The sequence below is a fragment of the Mesorhizobium sp. ORM8.1 genome (assembly GCF_053005525.2).
This window is the reverse complement of the sequence record NZ_CM132600.1, coordinates 2,797,583-2,816,020: the sequence shown is the minus strand read 5'-3', so window position 1 is coordinate 2,816,020 and position 18,438 is coordinate 2,797,583. Positions and strand designations below refer to the sequence as shown.

Here is an 18,438-nt window from a genome sequence, read left to right as displayed (position 1 = left end):
GATAACGTTTCGTTAATCACCTTCATGCGCGGTCGCTGCAAAACCCAGGCTTTCGGCCTTTGACAGAGCCATTTAATCAAGGCTTCACCGCGCTTTGCTACCGCCTACACCAATGGATAGATGAGATGCATCTGCTGTTTGCCACATCGATCGTACCCGACGGCGCTCTTGCCTCGGGCTACGAGATTGCTAACGCCGCGATCATCGACGCGTTGCGGCGCGCTGGCGTGCGCGTAACGGTCATGGGTTTCATCTGGCCGGGAAAGATGCCGTCCGATCCTCAAAACACAATCGTGCTCGACGCCGTCGAGGTGCGCACCGAAAGCGCTTCGGGTTTGCAGAAGCTCGTCTGGCTTGGCAAGGCGGTTCTTTCAGGCCTGACCTTCTCCTCGGTCAAATTGCGTGTCGTCCCGGACGCGCGGGTTCGCGCCGCCATCGATCGCGCCGGCCCCTTCGACGGCTATGTTTTGAATTCGGTGCAGTTCGCCGGGGCCTTTGAAAAAGTCTCGCCGACCGGCCGACGATCTTCGTCGCCCACAATGTCGAGCACCGCTCGGCGCAGGAGAATGCCGCTGCGGCCGGCAGTGCGCTGCAACGCTGGATGTTCCGCCGCGAGGCGCGGCTGCTCAAGATCGTGGAGGAGCGCCTCTGCGGCGCCGCGCGCTTCGTCTTCACGCTGGCCGAGGAAGATCGCGCAGCACTTGGCGTCGCCTCGGACAGCCGCTCGGCCGTGCTGCCGCTGGTGACCCGCGCGCAGGCGCCGGCAAGCAAGGCGCCACGCCACATCGAATGCGATGCGGCGCTGATCGGCACCTGGACCTGGCAGCCGAACCGCATCGGACTGGACTGGTTCCTGACCAAAGTCGTGCCGCATCTGAAGTCGGACTTCCGCATCAGGATCGCCGGCAACATGCCTTCGGGCGTCACCTCGGCGCATCCCGGCGTCGCCTTCGTCGGCCGCGTTCCCGAGGCTCAGGCCTTCGTGCGCGGCGCCGCCGTCATCCCTCTGATCAGCACCGCCGGCAGCGGCGTGCAGCTGAAAACCATCGAGACCTTCGAGCTCGGCCTGCCATCGGTCGCCACCAGCCGCTCGCTGCGCGGCATCGGCTATCGCCCCGACAATTGCGTCGTCACCGACGATCCCGTTGCTTTCGCCGCAGCGCTCGAAACGGCGGCGGGCAATGTAAGGGATGTGGATGGCAGCGCCTTTCACCGCCGCCAGCTCAAGGCACTCGATGCCGCGGTCGGATCGGGCCTCGCCAGGATCGGCGCGGTCAGGCAGGAAGTCGCCGCATGAACATGCATGCCGCGCGCGCCGCCCTCGGCTTCGACACGCTGAAGACCATCCTCGGCATCTCGGTGCTCGCCATCCGCTGGGACGAGGCGGTCGCCTTGCTCACTAGGCTGATCGATGAACGGCGCTTCACCAAGGTGAGCTTCCTCAACGCCCACAACGCCAATATCGCCTATACCGACCCGACCTTTGCCGAAGCGCTCGAGGATTTCCTCATCCTGCCGGACGGCGTCGGCGTCGACATCGCGGCAAAGCTGCTCTATGGCGCGCCGTTTCCCAGCAATCTCAACGGCACCGATTTCATTCCGGCCTTCCTGAAGGCGTCGTCGCGGCCGCTGACCGTCGGGCTGCTCGGCGCGACGCGGGTCAACGCCGAAGCCGCATCGGCAAAGCTCTCCGCGCTCGCTACACAGCACAAATTCGTCGTCATCCATGACGGCTACTTCTCCGCCGCGCAGGAGCCTGAAATCGTCGAACGCATCGCCAGGCTGCGGCCCGATATTCTGCTCGTCGCCATGGGCGTGCCGCGCCAGGAAATGTGGATCGAGCGCCACATCGATGCCCGCCATTGCACGCTGCCTATTGCCGTCGGCGCGCTGCTCGATTTCCTGTCGGGCACGGTGCCGCGCGCGCCGCCATGGCTGCGCCGGCTGCGTCTGGAATGGCTGTTCCGGCTGTGGATCGAACCCGGCCGCCTGTGGCGTCGCTACGTGGTTGGCAATCCGGTTTTCCTGTGGCGGGTTTTCAAGCAGAGGCTGACGCATAGGCCCCGACCGGCGGAGGCGCACCGGTGAACAGCCGTTTCGTGCCGGATGCGGCCACCAGGATCGAGCCTTTGCCGGCTTCGCCGTCGGCCGCGATCGTGACGGCAAGCTATGCGCCGGACTTCGAACGCTGCCGGCTGCTGTGCGAAACCATCGACCGCCACGTCACCGGCACGGCGCATCACTATATTCTCACCGAGCACCGCGACGTCGCGATGTTTCGCCAATTGGAAGGCAGCCGCCGCAGCGTCGTCGACGAACGGGACCTGCTGCCGGGTTGGCTACGGGCTTTCGACGATCCGCTCAGCCTGTTTCGCCGCCGTGTCTGGCTGAGTTTCCGGACGCAGCCGTTGCGCGGCTGGCATGTGCAGCAGCTGCGCCGCATCGCCATCGCCGGCCATGCGCGCGAAGACGTGCTCGTTTTCTGCGATTCCGATGTTGCCTTCCTCAAGCCGTTCGATACGCGGGCCTTCTGGCGCGACGGCAAGGTTCGTCTGTTCCGGCGCGACGGCGTGCTCGCCGAGGACGGCCATGACGAGCACCGCATCTGGTCGCGCAATGCCGGCGCCGCACTTGGCATCGATGCGGCCAATGTCTCGAACCACGACTACATTTCGACGCTGATCGCCTGGCGCCGCGAGACGGTCAACGCGATGTGCGAGCGCATCGAGAAGGCGCATGGCCGCGACTGGGTCAGTGTGGTCGGCTCGGCGCGCCAATTCTCCGAATGCATGATCTACGGCCGCTATGTCGACGACGCGCTTGCAGGCGCCGGCCATTTCCACGGTTCGGAGGAATTCTGCCGCGTCCACTGGAATGGCGAGCCGCTGTCGGACGAGGCGTTCCGCCGCTTTATCGACACCATGTCGCCGGAACAGGTCGCGATCGGCATGCAGTCCTTCATCGGCACCGACATCGGCCGCATCCGTCGTTTGATCGGGCTGGATCGTTAGATCAGATTGCCTTGGCTGGCCGGCGAAGCGCCGAATAGGTCAGCAGCATCGAGGCGAGATAAAGCAGCAGGAAGACGATGTTGAGCGACAGCACGAGGTTGGGCGTGTCGGCGATCGTCGTCAGCACATAGGTGAGCAGCACAGCCTTCAGGCCGGCAAGCAGACCGAGATTGATCGCCCGCATCGCCGTCTGGCCGCGCGCGAAAAGCAACTCGGCCTGGTATTCGACAAGGTTGCGTAGGCCCGGCACGCAGACCGCCAAGGCGACCAGAGGAGCGGCCTCGGCGACGTTCTTGCCGAGCGCGTTAGGGAAGAAGTGCAGCACGATGCCCAGCGATGCCAGCGCCAGCGTCGAGACCAGGAACACCCCGCCTTCGATGCCGCTCTTGACCGCCAGCCGCGACAGAAGCTCCGGCGCCCGCATCATGCGCTGCACCAGCATCATCGAGAAGGTGCGGATCGGGATCGCTGTCAGATCCACCAGCCGCATGATGATGGCGTAGATGCCGGCGAGATGCGCACCGCCGATCGACAGCACCAAGAGCTTGTCGAACTCCATCTGCAAGTAGAACAGCACATCGGATCCGGCGACATAGATCGAATCGGCGAGCCGCCGGAAATAGAGTTCCGTGCGCAGCTTCAGCTTTTGACGTGGATAGAAGAAGGCGAAGGCGACGACCAGCGAGGCGGCATTTGCGCCGATGTAAAACAACGACCAGACGCCGACCGTGCGTTGCGCGGCGAACACGAACAGCACCGCGCCGATTGCCCTGAGCGCCGTCGCCAGGATCGCCAGCACCGCGGCGCGGCCGAACTTGCCGAGACCGTTGTTGACGATCAGCACCACCTCGACCGGTCGCCACAGAAGTGCTTCGGCAAAGACGACTGCGGCGAAGACGCCCAGCGGCACGGTCCCGGCGAAGAAGATCAGGTAGACCATGTAGGATGCGGCGGCCAGGAACGGCAGCGACAGCACGCCGAGGAACAGGAAGCCGGCGGTGAAGGTGCCGATCAGATTGGGGCGGATCGTGGCGGTGCGGTAGAGTGCCGAGATGAAGCCGAAGGCGAGGATGCGCGACAGCATGATGCCGGCCGCCGAGGCGGTGGCGAACATGCCGAATTCGGCGATCGACAGCGTGTTGGCCAAGGCCACGAAATAGGCGAGCGAGAACACCAGTCGGCCGCCGGCGCCGCTGATCGCCGAGAAATAGTCCAAAACCAGCTTCCGGCGCGTGGCCACGAAGTGGCCGATCCGCGCGAGAGGCCGCCTTTGCGGTATGTCGCTGGTCTGGGTCATATAACGGCCGACAGATAGGCCGGAAAGTTTAACGTGACGTTCTGGCGACCCGTCGAGAATCGCGCAATCGTTGCAAACAGCGCCAGAAACCGTGCTCTGCGGCGGCAAAAATTAACCTTTTGTTTCCTATGCCTGTTTAGCGTGACTTAACGATTGGCCGACCGCCGCTCCCAAGCCGCCAGAAAGTAATTCCAGGACAATGGTCGACAGGGAAAACCGCGAGGATTGGAGGCGTGAGCGCTCTTTGCTCGCACTCGGCCAGGCCGTGCGCGGCGAGGACAATACGGTGCCGATCGGCGAGCGCGCCAATTCTTCGTGGCGCGAGGACGCCGCCGCACGCCATCGCGCCGCGCGCTTCGAGCGCGAAGGCCGGACAGATCCACCACCCGCTGATGCCAATGATTTTGGCAACGCACGGCCCGAACCGGCTGCGGATACGATCGGAGCCGACAACGAATGGCAAAGAACGGATCGCTACGCACCCGCCGGACGGAATGACGCCGGCGATGCCTCGGGCCAGCCTCAAGCAGCCCTTGGGCCCCGCTCGGCAAGGCAGCCGTCTGCCGGCGAGGATGCCAACGCGCAGGAATGGAAACCGCTGATCGATCCGATGCAGGTGATCGGCGGCATTACCCGCTCCAAGGCGCTGATCCTGTCGACGACGATCCTGGGCGCCGCGCTCGGCATTGCGATAGCGCTCTCGGCGCCGAAGAAATACGAGGCGACCACCGAGCTGACCATCGAGCCCGGCGACCTCAAGCTGTCCGACCGCGATCTTACCCAATCGGTTGGGCAACCCGATGCGGCGTTGGCCGTCGTTGAAACCCGCATCAAGATGGTCACGTCCGGCAAGGTTCTCGACGAGGTCGTCAAGGAGCTCAATCTCGTCAATGACCCGGAGTTCAATGGCCAGGGTTCCGGCGGCCTCGGTGTCATGTCCTTCATACGCTCGATGCTGTCGCGACATGACGAGCCGGCCGGTGGAGGCGAGGTTCGCCGCCAGGCGCTGGCCGTCGGCAATCTGGCCGAGAGCCTGTCGGTCGATCGCTCTGGCAAGACCTTCGTCATCTCCATCAGCGCCACCACGCAGAATGCCGAGAAGTCGGCGCTGATCGCCAACAGGACGCGAGACGTCTTCCAGCGCGAGATCGGCCAATACCAGTCCGACATGGCCGGACGCGCGACCAGCACGCTGACGTCCAAGCTCGATGAGCTGCGCAAGGGCGTCGAGACGGCGGAGCGCAACGTCGAGACCTTCAGGGCCACGCACGATCTCGTCGACGCGCAGGGTCGCCTGATCAGTGACGATCAGATGCTGAAGCTCAACGAGCAGCTTTCCGTGACGCGCGCCCACACACTGGAGCTGAACGCGCGCGCCGCATCGGCGCGCTCGCTGGACGTCAACTCGATCCTCAACGGCACGCTGCCGGAAGAGATCAACTCCAACATGATGAGCGAGCTGCGCTCGCAATATGCGGCGTTAAAGCAGGAGGCCGACCGCGCGGCGATCAAGTTCGGGCCGCGCCATCCGGAGCTTCAGGCGCTCAACGCCCAAATCGCCGGCGCGCGCGAACGCATCAGCGCCGAATTGCAGCGTATTGCCGCCTCGCTGCAGGTCGAACTGAAACGCTCCGTCCAGCTCGAGCAGGATCTGTCGTCGAACCTGGCGCGGGCCAAGGTGCAGAGCGGCGACGTCAACAACAATCTTGTTTCGCTGCGCGAGCTGGAGCGCGAGGCAGCCGCCAAGCGCTCGGTCTATGAGCAATATCTGCTGCGCGCCAAGGAAACCAGCGAGCAGAAGGACGTCAACTCGGCCAACATCAACGTGCTTTCGCCCGCTCAGCCGCCTCTTGAGGCCAAAGGACCGTCGCGCGTCGTGAAGGCTTTGGCCGGACTGGTTGCGGGCCTGTTCGCCGGCATCGGCCTCGGCGGGTTGCGGGGCATCTATGCCAGCCTGCGCGAGACGGCTGATGCGCGCTCGCGCAGAGGCGGCGAAGGACGAGCCACTGTCTTCGAGGACAAGTCCCGTCAAGCTGCCCCGCCCGCGCCGCCACCGGCTACACCGGCGTCGGCGGTCAAGCCGGCGCCCGTACAGCCCGTCACACCGCCGCCGGCACGGCCAGTCGCCCCGCAACCGGCATCGTCGGCCATGCCGCCGCCAGCGCCGTCTGTCCCGCCATCCGTGGCGCAGTCAAACGATACGAACCGCCGCCCTGGGCTTCTGGGAGCTCTGGCTTCGTCGCTGCGCTATTTCGTGCAGCGCGAGCCCGAGGGCGCGCTCGACACGGATTCCGTCCCGCCCGAGAGCGCCTGGCGCGCGCCGACCGAGGGGGCTCGTTATTCACATTCGAGGCCCCGGTGCATCCTGGCTTTCAGCCGCCGCCCGCGCAAGGATACCGTCCGAACGATGCGGCGCCCGATCCCCATGGCGACGCGTACTCACGGTTCCCGACGGCCGTATCGCCCCAAGCGCCCGCCGACCAGCAGAGCCAGATCGACGAAATCCGTGCCAGCCTGCGCGAATTCCGCCAGGCGGTGCGCGATCTGAGCGAAAACCGCACCCGCCGTCGCTATTTCTAAAGCTCCCCTGCTCGATAAAAGCGACTGGTTTCGGGTTTACGGCATCCGACGACGCTTTGGCGGGATTGCCTTGTCGAATTTTCGTGAAAATGCCGCGCTGCGGATCGGCCGTCAGCGCCTTGCCTTGGCGTGTCGATATAGCCGGACGGAAGAACGAGGCCATGCATCGATGCGGCCTCAAACGAAGCTGAGGATAGTGATGGCCGAAGTGATTGATGGAAAGAGCGTCGCCGAGGACGTGGTTTCGAAGGTGAAGGCGCTGACATCGGAGCTGGTGGCCAGAGGCGCAACGAAGCCCGGCCTCGCCGTGGTGATCGTCGGCGAGGACCCGGCAAGCCAGGTCTATGTCGCTTCGAAATCGCGTACCGCCAAGGAATGCGGCTTCCATTCGCTCCAGCACACGCTGCCGGCCGATACCACGCAAGAGCAGCTTTTGAAGATCATCGGCGACCTCAATGCCGATCCGGCGATCAACGGCATCCTGGTGCAGCTGCCGCTTCCCGGCCATATCGATGCCGGCAAGGTCATCCAGACGATCGCGCCGGAGAAGGATGTCGACGGCTTCCACTTCATCAATGTCGGCAAGCTCGGCACTGGTGAGCTGGAGACCGCCTTCGTGCCGTGCACGCCGGCAGGTTCGATGCTTCTGATCGAGCGCGTGCGCGGCAAGGATCTTTCCGGCCTCAACGCGGTCGTTGTCGGCCGTTCGAACATCGTCGGCAAGCCGATGGCCAACCTTCTGCTTGCGGCCAACTGCACCGTCACCATCGCGCACAGCCGCACCAAGGATCTGCCAGCACTTGCCCGCACCGCCGACATCCTGGTCGCCGCCGTCGGCCGCCCGGAAATGGTCAAGGGCGATTGGGTGAAGCCCGGCGCCACCGTCATCGATGTCGGCATCAACCGCATCCCGGCGCCCGAGAAAGGCGAGGGCAAGTCGCGGCTGGTCGGCGACGTCGCCTATGCCGAGGCGGCCAGGGCCGCCGGCGCCATCACCCCCGTACCCGGCGGTGTCGGACCGATGACCATTGCCATGCTGATGGCGAACACTGTAGCTTCCGCCTACCTCGCGGCCGGGTTGAAGCGGCCGTCCTTCTGACCGAGAAAGCCTTTTCATTGCCGAACCTGACCGCTTCCGTCGAACGGCCGATCACGAACGATCCCGTTCAGGGCGGCCGTCAGTTCGGCTTCCTGCTGGTCGACAAGTTCTCGATGTTCTCGTTGGCCGCTGCCATCGATTGCTTCCGCTCGGCCAATCGTCTGCTCGGCCGCGATTTCTATGGCTGGACGACGATTTCGGCCGATGGCGACGCGGTCATGGCCTCCAACGGCTTGCCGCTCAAGATCGACTATTCCGTTGCCGACATGCCGCCCGTCGACATCCTCTTCGTCTCAGTAGGCCTCTCCATCGAGTTCCCCGGCAAGAGCAAGGTGCTGGCCGCGCTGCGCAGCTGGGGCCGGCGCGGCAATGCGCTCGGCGCGCTGTCGGTCGGCTCATACCTGCTGGCCGAAGCCGGCCAGCTCGACGGCTATCGCTGCACCATCCACTGGGAAAACCGCGCCGGCTTCATGGAGCGCTTTCCCGACATCAACTGCACCGGCAACGTCTTCGAGATCGACCGCAAGCGCTACACCTGCGCCGGCGGCACAACCTCGATCGACCTGATGCTGGAGATCGTGCGCGGCGATTTCGGCTCCAATCTCGCCAATGGCGTCGCCAACCAGTTCCAGCACGAGCGCATCCGCTCGGCCGGCGACCGCCAGCGTGTCGGGCCGGAGCGCGATCTCACCGGCAAGTCGGAGAAGCTGCGGCGCATCGTCGAACTGATGGCCGACCATCTCGATGAGCCGCTGTCGGCGGTGCAGCTTGCCAAGTCGGCCGGGCTTTCGGTGCGCCAGGTCGAGCGCCTGTTCCTGCGCCACCTCTCCGTCACGCCCGGCCGCTACTACATGCGGCTCAGGCTCGAGCGGGCGCGCGAATTGCTGCGCCAGACCAACATGCCGATCCTCGATGTGGCGATCGCGACCGGCTTCACCTCGCATTCCTATTTCGCGCAGAGCTACCGGCTGCAGTTCGGCCGCCCGCCCTCGGAAGAGCGCCGCACGACCTACTGAGTGCTGCCGAAGGATGCCGCTGTGCCGTGCGCATGGCGATGCTCGCCGAACGTGCGCATCGATCTGGCGTTCAGGAGCCTGCGCGGCGATCCGCATTACCGGTCAATCGTCGAGGCGCAGCTTTGTCCCGGCACAGGTGCCCGGCGCCTGGGCTTTTGCCGCTTGTCTCGGAAGACCGCCTAAAATAGTTTCCGCGACGCGGACGAGGGATCAATCAGGAGATATCCATGGCGGGACTGATAAGGGCGTCGCTGCGGCGGCCTTGCTTTTGTCGATGACGACCTTCGGCTTTGCGGCCAACAAGGTCATCATCATTCTCGACGCTTCGGGCTCGATGTGGGCCCAGATCGACGGCAAGCCGAAGCTGGAAATCGCGCGCGAATCCTTGCGTACGGTGTTGCAGTCGGTGCCGGCCGATGACGAGATCGGCTTCATGGCCTATGGCCATCGCACCAAGGGCAGCTGTGACGACATCGAGCTGATCGTGCCGCCGCAGGCGGGCTCGGCGAGCGCGATTTCGTCCGCCGCCGACAGCATGAAATTCCTGGGCAAGACGCCGCTGACGGCCGCCGTCAAGCAGGCCGCCGAGGCGCTGAAATACACCGAGGACAAGGCCACGGTGGTTCTGATCACCGACGGTCTGGAAACCTGTGGCGGCGACCCTTGCGCTCTCGGCAAGGAGCTGAAGGCCTCAGGCGTCGACTTCACCGCCGACGTGGTCGGTTTTGGCCTGACCGCCGACGAGGGCAAGCAGATCGCCTGCCTCGCCGACAACACCGGCGGCAAATACATCCAGGCGTCCGACGAGAAGGCGTTGCAGCAAGCTCTGGTCGAAACCGTCGCCGCGCCGGCACCAGCACCGACTCCGGCGCCAGCGCCTGAACCGGCACCAGCTCCCGCTCCGAAGGCAGCCGAGGTCGACTACAATCTCCTCCCGCAAGCATTCTTGAAAGCGGGCGGCGAGGTACCGAAGACCGACGTCTACTATGAAGTCTTCAAGGACGATGCCAAGGGTGTCAGTGGAGACAATGTCAACTACGGTTACAACGCCATCAAGTTCCACATTCCCGCCGGCAACTACATCGTCGTCGCGACCAGCGGCGGCGCCAAGGCCGAGCAGAAGGTCTTACTGACGGCCGACAAGGCGACGGAGGTGGCGCTCAACCTGAACGCCGCGGAGATCTCCATCCATGCCCGGCCGGCGCCGGGCGCCGAAGTCGACCGCAATGCGCAGATCAGCATCGCCTATCCCGGCGGCACGTCTGACGCCAACTATGGCGAGGTCAAGTTCGTCGTTCCTGCCGGCGAGACCAAGGTTATCGTGAAGCTGGGAGCCGGCGAGGTAAGCGAAACCATGCAGCTTGTCGCCGGCCAGATCGTCGACAAGGACATGATCGTCGGCGTCGGCAAGGCCAAGGCCAACGCCTTCTACGCCCAGGGCGGAGAGAAGGCTGAAACCGATGTCGGTTGGAAGGTGTACAAGGCGGCCAAGAAGCTCGACGGCACGCGCGATCAGGTGACCTACGCCTACGGCGCCGACAGCCAGTTCGACCTGCCGCCGGGCGACTATGTCATGGGCGTCGATGTCCAGGCGGTGTCCACCGAACAGCCTTTCAGCGTCAAGGTCGGGCAGATGACCAATGTCAACGTGACGCTGAACGCGGGCGCCCTGGTCGTCAATGCGCCAGGCGCTGACGGCTTCAAGATCTTTGAAGCCAAGAAGAACATCCAGGGCGAGCGCAAAGAGGTGACCTACGCCTATGGCGAAAAGATGCAAACCACACTTGCCGCCGGCGACTATGTGTTGGTGACCAACTTCACCAGCGACAAAGCCGACAAGGAAACGCCGTTTACCATCAAGCCCGGCGAGCGCAACGAACTCACCGTCCAGTAGCATCCGGTCGGACAAAGACGAAAAAGGGCGGCTTCGAGCCGCCCTTTTTGCTGGAAGGTTGTCAGGGATCAGGTCACGCGTTACCGAAGGCGGCGGCGCCGTGGTCGGCGCGGCCGACCAGTTGCCGGAAGCCGGCGAAAAGCTCGCGGCCGAAGCCGAACTCGTTGCCGATGAGATCGGCATCCGCCGTGCGGCGCAGAGCGAACTCCGTTCCCGGCACCAGCACCTCGAGCGTGCCGGCATCGGCGTCGAGGCGGATGATGTCGCCGTCATGGATCCTGGCGATCGGCCCTTCCTCGACCGCTTCCGGCGTCACATGGATCGCCGCCGGCACCTTGCCGGAAGCGCCGGACATGCGCCCATCGGTCACCAGCGCGACGCGCTGGCCGCGATCCTGCAGGATGCCGAGCACGGTGGTCAGCTTGTGCAGCTCCGGCATGCCGTTGGCTTTCGGACCCTGGAAACGGATGACGGCAACGAAATCGCCGGTGAGCTGGCCCGCCTTGAACGCATCATTCAGTCCTTGCTGGCTATCGAACACCTTCGCCGGCGCCTCGATAAGTCGGCGTTCGGGCTTGACGGCCGAGGTCTTGATCACGGCATGGCCGAGATTGCCGCCGAGCATCTTCAGGCCACCGGTCGGCTGGAATGCCTTCTTGACCGGCGCCAGTACCTTCTCGTCGCCGCTCTTGAGCGGTGCAGCTTCGCGCGCCACGCTGCCATCGTCGCCAAGCCGCGCTTCGATCGCATAGGGCCGCAGGCCTTCACCCCAGACAGTCTGCACGTCCTCATGCAGCAGGCCTTCGTCGAGCAGTTCGCGGATCAGGAAGCCGAGCCCGCCGGCGGCGTGGAAATGGTTCACGTCGGCAAGCCCGTTCGGATAGACGCGCGCCAACAGCGGCACGGCCTCCGACAGGTCGGAGATATCCTGCCAGGTGAGCGCGATGCCGGCGGCGGCCGCCATGGCGATCAGGTGGATGGTGTGATTGGTCGAGCCGCCGGTGGCATGCAGGCCGACGACGCCGTTGACGAAAGAGCGCTCGTCGATCATGCGACCGACCGGCGTATAGGCATTGCCGAGCGCGGTGATCGCCAGCGCCCGCTTGGTCGCCTCACGCGTCAGCGCATCGCGCAGCGGCGTGCCCGGATTGACGAAGGACGCGCCGGGCGTGTGCAGGCCCATGATCTCCATCAGCATCTGGTTGGAGTTGGCGGTGCCGTAGAAGGTGCAAGTGCCCGGCCCGTGATAGGATTTGGACTCGGCCTCCAGCAGTTCGGCGCGGCCGACCTTACCCTCGGCATAGAGCTGCCGGATCTTGGCCTTCTCGTCATTCGGCAGGCCGGTCGTCATCGGCCCGGCCGGAATGAACACCGCCGGCAGATGGCCGAAGGTCAGCGCGCCGATCACCAGTCCCGGCACGATCTTGTCGCAGACGCCGAGGAAGACCGCGGCGTCGAACATGTTGTGCGACAGGCCGACCGCGGCCGCCATGGCGATCACGTCGCGCGAAAACAGCGACAGCTCCATGCCCGGCTGTCCCTGGGTGACGCCGTCGCACATCGCCGGCACGCCGCCGGCGACTTGAGCTATGCCGCCCGCCTCACGCGCGGCCTCCTTGATCAGCGCCGGAAACGTCTCGAAAGGCTGATGCGCCGACAGCATGTCGTTGTAGGAGGTGATGATGCCGAGGTTGGGCATGCGGTCGCCGCCGAGTGCCATCTTTTCCGACGGGCTGCAGACGGCAAAGGCGTGGGCAAGATTGCCGCAACCCAGCACCGCGCGGTTGGCGATGCGCCCCGATGCCTCCGCGATGCGGCCGAGATAGGTCTCGCGGCCGGCCTTCGAGCGTTGGCGGATGCGTTCCGTGATGGCTTCGATATCGCGTCTGGCTGTCATGGTCCGTCCTCTCAAACCCGGCAGGCGTCCTCCCAGCGCCGTCGGGACAGTCACATTGAAATCAAGGTGCCCAGAACACCTCGACCGGTATAGGCGCTGCCTCGAGCACCTTGCTTATGGGTTTTTTCGCGCCTGGCCCCATCGCGCCGTCGAACGCGGTGCGCTTGTCCTCGCCTTCGATATGGACCGCGATAAAGCCGGCAGCCACGATGCGCGCCATCGACAGCGTCAGCCGCGGCTCACCGCCGCTCGCCGCATGCACGGGCATTACGATCCGCTGCGAGGACGGATCGAGCAATGCGTCAAGGTTGCCTGCATCCGGGAAGAATGAGGCGGTATGGCCGTCGCCGCCCATGCCGAGGATGACGACGTCGAGCGGCCAGGGCAGCGCTGTCAGCTCTTTGCTGTCGGCAGCGGCCGCGTCTTCGATACTTTCCGCTTCATGGTAGAGCGGCACGAAGCGCGCCGCCGCGGCCTTGTTCTGCAAAAGGTTGGCCATCACCAGCCCGGCATTCGAACGCGGCGAGGACGGCGGCACGAAACGCTCGTCGACAAGGGTCACGACCACCTTGTCCCAGGCAATCGGGATGGACGACAGGGCTGCAAAGAATTTCGCCGGTGTGGTGCCGCCGGAGACCGCGAGCATGCCGGTTCCGCGCTCGGCAATGGCCTTGGTCAGCCGGCCGGCAACATGGCCGGCGAGCGCCGCCGCCAGTTGCTGGCGGTCGGCAAAGCCGTTCCAGGTGAAATGAGCCTCGCTCAATTGCTCTCGTGCCATGTCCGTCCGTCACGTTCGATCAAGGCAATCGAGGCCGACGGCCCCCAGGTGCCGGCCGTATAGCCTTGCGCTTCCTGCCTTGCGCTTTCCCAGGCGTTCTGGATCGGGTCGATCCATTTCCACGCCGCTTCGACTTCGTCGCGACGCATGAACAGCGTCTGGTTGCCGCGCACCACATCCATGATCAGCCGCTCATAGGCGTCCGGCGCGCGCCCGTCGAAGGACTGCGCGAAGGTCATGTCCAGCGATATCTGGCGCAGCCGCATGCCGCCGGGGCCCGGATCCTTGATCATGATGAACTGCTTGACGCCTTCGTCCGGCTGCAGCCGGATCACCAGCTGGTTGGCGAAGATCGGCCCGGCGCTGTCGTCGAAGATCGAAAAGGGGATCGGCTTGAACTCGATGACGATCTCCGAAACCCGGCTCGCCAGCCGCTTGCCCGTCCGCAGATAGAAGGGAACCCCGGCCCAGCGCCAGTTGCCGATCTCGGCCTTGATGGCGACGAAAGTCTCGGTCGTGCTGTCCTTGCCGAGTTCCTCGACATAGCCTTTGACAGCGCCACCGGCCGAGGCGCCGGCGCGGTACTGGCCGCGCACTGTGTGCTTCGGCGCCTCGTTGCCGTTGATGCGCTTCAGTGCCCTGAGCACCTTCAACTTCTCGTCGCGCACGGCGTCGGCGTCCATCGAGGACGGTGTTTCCATGGCGACGAGGCAAAGCAGCTGCAGCATGTGGTTCTGCACCATGTCGCGCAGCGCGCCCGCCTTGTCGTAATAGGTGACGCGGTCTTCCAGGCCGACGGTTTCGGCGACCGTGATCTGCACATGGTCGATATGGGCCGAATTCCACAACGGCTCATAAAGCGCATTGGCGAAACGCAGCGCCATCAGGTTCTGCACCGTCTCCTTGCCGAGATAGTGGTCGATGCGGAAGATCTGGCTTTCGTCGAAATCGTCGCCCACCGCGTCATTGAGCGCGCGCGCCGACGTGAGGTCGCGGCCGATCGGCTTTTCCAGCACGATGCGCGAGTTCGGCGTGATCAGCTTGTGCTGCTTGAGCTGGTGCGAAATGTCGCCGAACAGCGCCGGCGCCACCGCGAGATAGAAGGCGCGGACGCTCTCGCTGTCGCCGATCGCCTTCTTCAATTTGTCGAAGCCGGCGCCGGTCGTCGCGTCGGCAGGCACATAGGAGAGTCGCGCCAGAAAGGTGTCCAGCTCCTTCTGGTCGATATCGGCCGCCCTCACGTGGTCGGAAATCGCCTGCCTGGCGAAAGCCTGGAACTCGGCGTCGCTCATCTTCGAGCGCGACGTGCCGATGATGCGGGTCGGCTCGGAAAACTGATGGTCGCGCTGGCGGTGGTAGAGCGAGGGCAGGAGCTTGCGTTCCGACAGGTCGCCGGTGCCACCGAAGATGATGAAGTCGAAAGGGTCGACAGGGATGATCTGGCTGGTCATGGTCGGTCCGATTTGATGCCGTGCGCCGGCAGCGGGGTTGGTATAATCTAATCGATTTAAATTTTCCAGTGCCATGGTGTCACATGTGAAGACCAATCGCTTTCACTTGCATGGTCCACATGTGTCGTTGACACTCACGCCGCCGGCAGGTTTATCGGCAAGCGATGGCTTCCGGAAGCGTTTGCGGCCGCACCATAGAACGCGAATGTGACGAAAGCTAAGGGGAAATCACCGGGCGCCCGCTGTTGTCGCGCGCCGGGCCGTCATAGCCGCCCAAGTCAGGCAGCCGCTTGGCGGTCGTCTCAAACTGCGGGATATCCAATGAGCGGGAAAAGCATGCGTCTGGAAAACAAGGTCGCCATCATAACGGGTGCTGCGTCGGGCTTTGGCGAAGGCATGGCGAGGCGCTTTGCCGAGGAGGGCGCGCGCGTCGTCGTCGCCGACCTCAACGCCAAGGGCGCCGAGCGCGTTGCCGGCGAGATCGGCGACAAGGCGATCTGGACGCAGACCGACGTCTCGCTGCGCTCCGAGTTCGACGAGATGGTCTATGCCGCCAAGAGCGCCTTCGGCCGCGTCGACATCATGGTCAACAATGCCGGCTATACGCATCGCAATGGCGACATGCTCGACGTCGACGAGGCAACTTTCGATCTGATCACCGCCGTCAACATGAAGGCGATCTATCACGCGGCCCTTGCTGTCGTGCCGATCATGGATCGGCAGGGCGGCGGCGTCATCCTAACCACCGCCTCGACGGCCGGGCTTCGGCCACGGCCCGGGCTTACCTGGTATAATGCTTCGAAAGGCTGGGCGATCACCGCCACCAAGTCGATGGCGGTGGAGCTGGCGCCCAAGAACATCCGCGTCAACTGCCTGTGCCCGGTCGCCGGCGAAACCGGCATGCTGGAAAAATTCATGGGCGCCGACACGCCGGAAATCCGCGAAAGATTTCGCGCTTCGATCCCGCTTGGCCGGCTTTCGACGCCGCTCGACATTGCCAACGCGGCGCTGTGGCTGGCCTCGGACGAAGCCGCCTTTATCACCGGCGTGGCACTGGAGGTCGACGGCGGGCGCTGCATCTGAGGCGCGCCGGAAACAAGCTTGTTTGACTGAAGGCACAAGTCGATGGGGGCGAGGAATGGTTGGCGTAAACCTGAAATTGCAGCTGCGCAGGATTCGCCGGAATGCGAAGCATAGGGTGAAGTTGTATCTTGCTAAGCGGGGCCGCGCTAAAAGCCGGGCTACTTTCATCGGCGTAACCGGAAGCTCGGGCAAGTCGACCACCTCAACACTGCTGGCGCATCTGTTGGCTGGACATGCCTCCGTTTGTTCGCAAGTGCTCGCGAACACCATCATGGCGCTTGTTTTCGCACTCCGCAAACGCATCAACAGCGGCAACTTCGACTACGTCGTCTCTGAGGTTGGCGCGGGCAAGGACTCGATAGGCCCAATGGCGGAATTGTTGAGACCGGATGTCGCTGTCGTTACCATGGTCCGCCTGGAGCATGTCGGCAAATTCAGGACGATTGAGAATGTTGCGGATGAAAAGCGCTTGCTGGTTGACGCTCTGCCCTCTAACGGGCTTGCGATCCTCAATGCCGACGATCCCTATGTGAAAGCCATGGCGGCCGGCGCCAAGTGCCGCGTCGTGACTTTCGGAATGTCGGAAGAAGCAGATTATCGCATCAGCGATGTCTATGCCGGTTATCCTGATCCGCTGACGTTCAAGATACATTGGAAACAAAATACCCTTGCGCTGAAGGCTCCATTTCCCGCCGATTATTTCTGGTTGCCGCTGGCGGGGCCACTGCCTCGGCCCTCGAACTCGGCGTCCCACCGGAAATCGTGGCCTCGCGGTTGGCAACATTCTTGCCCTTGCAAAACAGGTGCGAGGTGTTCGTTACCGAGGCCGGCCCTGAATTCATCATCGATACGGCAAAAGCGCCTTGGCACTCGATCGACCTTGCTATCGGGATGATGTCAAAGGCCACTGCCAGACGAAAGCGCATCGTCCTCGGCCAGATTTCGGACTACGCCGGTTCCAGCCGAAAATACGGCACTGCCTATAAGTCCGCACGCGAGGCTGCCGACCAGGTCATCTATGTTGGAGACAATGCCCACCGTTCCAGGGCCAGTGAAGCAGATCGCGACAGTGGCCGATTTCAAGAAATCAGAAGCGTGAAGGATGTGTCGGAATTCATCAAGCAGACGGCTTTGCCGGGAGAACTCATTCTGCTCAAAAGTTCGGCCAATCTACATCTGGAACGGGTTGCGCTGTCCTGGACGCATGATGTCAGATGCTGGGCGGCTGCGTGCGGCAAGGAGGAGGGATGCCGCGCGTGCGGGTTGTACGAAGTGCCGTTCGAACAGCACAAGGCCCGCGTCCGTCAGCGAAGGCGTGCCCGCCGCTGGCAGTTTATTCGCCGTCTCTTAGGTGGCCGGCAGTCGCTTTGACGCCCGTCATTGTCCCGGCGTTACGGGCTGCATTGACGAAGCGCGTCAGGCGCCGGTCTTTACGTAACTCTTGTAGACCCAGCCGCGCTTGCCGTTATAGACGATCTCGCACCATTTCTTGCAGCTCATCACCTGCACCGAAGCCTTGGCGGGCACCGTGCCGATGGCGCCAGCGCCTTTCTTGGGGCCACTGCGCATGGTGACTGCCCTCAGGATACGTCCATTGCTGGCCGCGCTGACCTTGTGAGCTTTCGGCTTTGGCTCAGCCGCGCTGTCCGCCGTTGCCGGTTGAGCGTCGGGAACCTGCGGCTGGGTTTCGGGAATGGCGGCGGTCCGGGCGCCATCCTTGTCGTCAGGCTGCTTTGCGTCCGCCGGTGTCTCGCTCGCCGAAGCTGGAGCCGCGACCACCGACAGCGCTGTCGAAGCGTCGTTTCCCGCAGCGGGTTCGGCGAAAGCCGTATCGGTCGATTTCTGCTCTGGGGCCGCTGCCTGGCCACTACCGGACGAGGCCGGCTGGGCCTCGGGCTGAGCCGGTGGGGTCTGCGCGCCGGAAGCCGTCCAACGCGGATTGTTCGAAGCGAGCGCAGTGATGTTGGCCTGGCGCGTCGCGATTGCCGGCGAAATAGCGTCTGCCTTGCGCGCGGCTTGCGGTGCCGCGGCGACGGTGACGACTGCGCTCGCCGCCGGGACAATCTTCGTGGTCTTCACCGGGATTGTCGGAACGGCCTGCGCGGCGCTTGCGACGGCTTGTCGGTCACTGCCTGGCATGCACAGCCATAGACCCATCGCCGCCACGCCAAGCAGCGCCGCGGTACCGACGGCTGCAATCACCAGATGCGAATTCGACTGCATGGTCTGCCAGAAAGACGGCCGCATGTCGTAGCCAAACTGCATTGTAAGGCGCCGTCGTTCCGGCGTGCCGAAACTGAAGGGCTCGTTCACTCAAACCACCTCCAACAAA

The 18,438-nt window shown here is 64.0% G+C and carries 13 protein-coding genes and 2 pseudogenes; 10 read left to right on the top strand and 5 right to left on the bottom strand.

The window, feature by feature from the left end:
• Positions 1-125: 125 nt before the first annotated feature.
• The 3 genes and pseudogenes from ACVDG8_RS14315 to ACVDG8_RS14305 all read left to right on the top strand — a co-directional run bounded on the left by ACVDG8_RS14315 (position 126) and on the right by ACVDG8_RS14305 (position 3,011).
• Positions 126-1,297, top strand: a pseudogene (locus ACVDG8_RS14315) (glycosyltransferase family 4 protein).
• A complete protein-coding gene (locus ACVDG8_RS14310) occupies positions 1,294-2,088 on the top strand; it encodes a WecB/TagA/CpsF family glycosyltransferase (protein WP_455707762.1) in 795 nt (264 codons plus the stop codon). Before ACVDG8_RS14315 ends, ACVDG8_RS14310 begins: the two are co-directional and overlap by 4 nt.
• Positions 2,085-3,011 (top strand): DUF6492 family protein, encoded by a 927-nt coding sequence (locus ACVDG8_RS14305; RefSeq protein ID WP_447255225.1) that lies wholly within the window; start codon positions 2,085-2,087, stop codon positions 3,009-3,011. Before ACVDG8_RS14310 ends, ACVDG8_RS14305 begins: the two co-directional genes overlap by 4 nt.
• Position 3,012: 1 nt before the next feature.
• Here the strand turns inward: ACVDG8_RS14305 and ACVDG8_RS14300 are convergent, their stop codons facing one another.
• Positions 3,013-4,308 carry a lipopolysaccharide biosynthesis protein gene (locus ACVDG8_RS14300; protein ID WP_447255224.1) on the bottom strand — a complete coding sequence of 432 codons (1,296 nt, stop codon included), beginning with the start codon at positions 4,306-4,308 and terminating at the stop codon, positions 3,013-3,015.
• A 244-nt stretch (positions 4,309-4,552) separates the two neighbouring features.
• On the opposite strand from ACVDG8_RS14300, the gene ACVDG8_RS14295 reads away from it, so the two are divergent.
• The 4 genes from ACVDG8_RS14295 to ACVDG8_RS14280 all read left to right on the top strand — a co-directional run bounded on the left by ACVDG8_RS14295 (position 4,553) and on the right by ACVDG8_RS14280 (position 10,897).
• Positions 4,553-6,856: a GumC family protein gene (locus tag ACVDG8_RS14295; protein ID WP_455707761.1), complete on the top strand. Its 2,304-nt coding sequence runs from the start codon at positions 4,553-4,555 to the stop codon at positions 6,854-6,856.
• Positions 6,857-7,087: 231 nt separating this feature from the next.
• Positions 7,088-7,987 carry a bifunctional methylenetetrahydrofolate dehydrogenase/methenyltetrahydrofolate cyclohydrolase FolD gene (folD, locus tag ACVDG8_RS14290; RefSeq protein ID WP_447255222.1) on the top strand — a complete coding sequence of 300 codons (900 nt, stop codon included), beginning with the start codon at positions 7,088-7,090 and terminating at the stop codon, positions 7,985-7,987.
• Between the two features lie 17 nt (positions 7,988-8,004).
• The gene (locus ACVDG8_RS14285; protein WP_371011193.1) at positions 8,005-9,003 is read left to right on the top strand and encodes a GlxA family transcriptional regulator; all 999 of its coding nucleotides are present in this window, start codon (positions 8,005-8,007) and stop codon (positions 9,001-9,003) included.
• Between the two features lie 274 nt (positions 9,004-9,277).
• Positions 9,278-10,897, top strand: a complete 1,620-nt coding sequence (locus ACVDG8_RS14280; RefSeq protein ID WP_455707838.1) for a vWA domain-containing protein — start codon at positions 9,278-9,280, stop codon at positions 10,895-10,897.
• Positions 10,898-10,970: 73 nt separating this feature from the next.
• Here ACVDG8_RS14280 and edd read toward each other — a convergent pair whose 3' ends face one another.
• The 3 genes from edd to zwf all read right to left on the bottom strand — a co-directional run bounded on the left by edd (position 10,971) and on the right by zwf (position 15,023).
• Complete coding sequence (edd, locus tag ACVDG8_RS14275; protein WP_447255220.1) at positions 10,971-12,794, bottom strand: phosphogluconate dehydratase; 1,824 nt, start codon at positions 12,792-12,794, stop codon at positions 10,971-10,973.
• Between the two features lie 61 nt (positions 12,795-12,855).
• Positions 12,856-13,572: a 6-phosphogluconolactonase gene (gene pgl, locus ACVDG8_RS14270; protein ID WP_447255219.1), complete on the bottom strand. Its 717-nt coding sequence runs from the start codon at positions 13,570-13,572 to the stop codon at positions 12,856-12,858.
• The gene (zwf, locus tag ACVDG8_RS14265; RefSeq protein ID WP_447255218.1) at positions 13,554-15,023 is read right to left on the bottom strand and encodes a glucose-6-phosphate dehydrogenase; all 1,470 of its coding nucleotides are present in this window, start codon (positions 15,021-15,023) and stop codon (positions 13,554-13,556) included. Before zwf ends, pgl begins: the two co-directional genes overlap by 19 nt.
• A 336-nt stretch (positions 15,024-15,359) precedes the next feature.
• Here zwf and ACVDG8_RS14260 point away from each other — a divergent pair, with 336 nt between their 5' ends.
• The 3 genes and pseudogenes from ACVDG8_RS14260 (at position 15,360) to ACVDG8_RS14250 (ending at position 17,477) form a co-directional block, all read left to right on the top strand.
• Positions 15,360-16,106: an SDR family oxidoreductase gene (locus ACVDG8_RS14260; RefSeq protein ID WP_447257350.1), complete on the top strand. Its 747-nt coding sequence runs from the start codon at positions 15,360-15,362 to the stop codon at positions 16,104-16,106.
• Between the two features lie 55 nt (positions 16,107-16,161).
• Positions 16,162-16,740: pseudogene (locus ACVDG8_RS14255) on the top strand (Mur ligase family protein); the annotation flags it as partial.
• 17 nt (positions 16,741-16,757) lie between these two features.
• A complete protein-coding gene (locus tag ACVDG8_RS14250) occupies positions 16,758-17,477 on the top strand; it encodes a glutamate ligase domain-containing protein (protein ID WP_455707760.1) in 720 nt (239 codons plus the stop codon).
• A gap of 45 nt (positions 17,478-17,522) precedes the next feature.
• Here the strand turns inward: ACVDG8_RS14250 and ACVDG8_RS14245 are convergent, their stop codons facing one another.
• Positions 17,523-18,419, bottom strand: coding sequence for an SH3 domain-containing protein (locus ACVDG8_RS14245; protein WP_447255216.1), 897 nt, complete (start codon positions 18,417-18,419; stop codon positions 17,523-17,525).
• Between the last annotated feature and the right edge of the window lie 19 nt (positions 18,420-18,438).

Coding starts and splice junctions, on each gene's coding strand:
- ACVDG8_RS14310 (WP_455707762.1), top strand. CDS start 1,294: ATGAACATGCATGCCGCGCGCGCCGCCCTCGGCTTCGACACGCTGAAG.
- ACVDG8_RS14300 (WP_447255224.1), bottom strand. CDS start 4,308: ATGACCCAGACCAGCGACATACCGCAAAGGCGGCCTCTCGCGCGGATC.
- folD (WP_447255222.1), top strand. CDS start 7,088: ATGGCCGAAGTGATTGATGGAAAGAGCGTCGCCGAGGACGTGGTTTCG.
- ACVDG8_RS14280 (WP_455707838.1), top strand. CDS start 9,278: ATGACGACCTTCGGCTTTGCGGCCAACAAGGTCATCATCATTCTCGAC.
- edd (WP_447255220.1), bottom strand. CDS start 12,794: ATGACAGCCAGACGCGATATCGAAGCCATCACGGAACGCATCCGCCAA.
- pgl (WP_447255219.1), bottom strand. CDS start 13,572: ATGGCACGAGAGCAATTGAGCGAGGCTCATTTCACCTGGAACGGCTTT.
- zwf (WP_447255218.1), bottom strand. CDS start 15,023: ATGACCAGCCAGATCATCCCTGTCGACCCTTTCGACTTCATCATCTTC.
- ACVDG8_RS14260 (WP_447257350.1), top strand. CDS start 15,360: ATGCGTCTGGAAAACAAGGTCGCCATCATAACGGGTGCTGCGTCGGGC.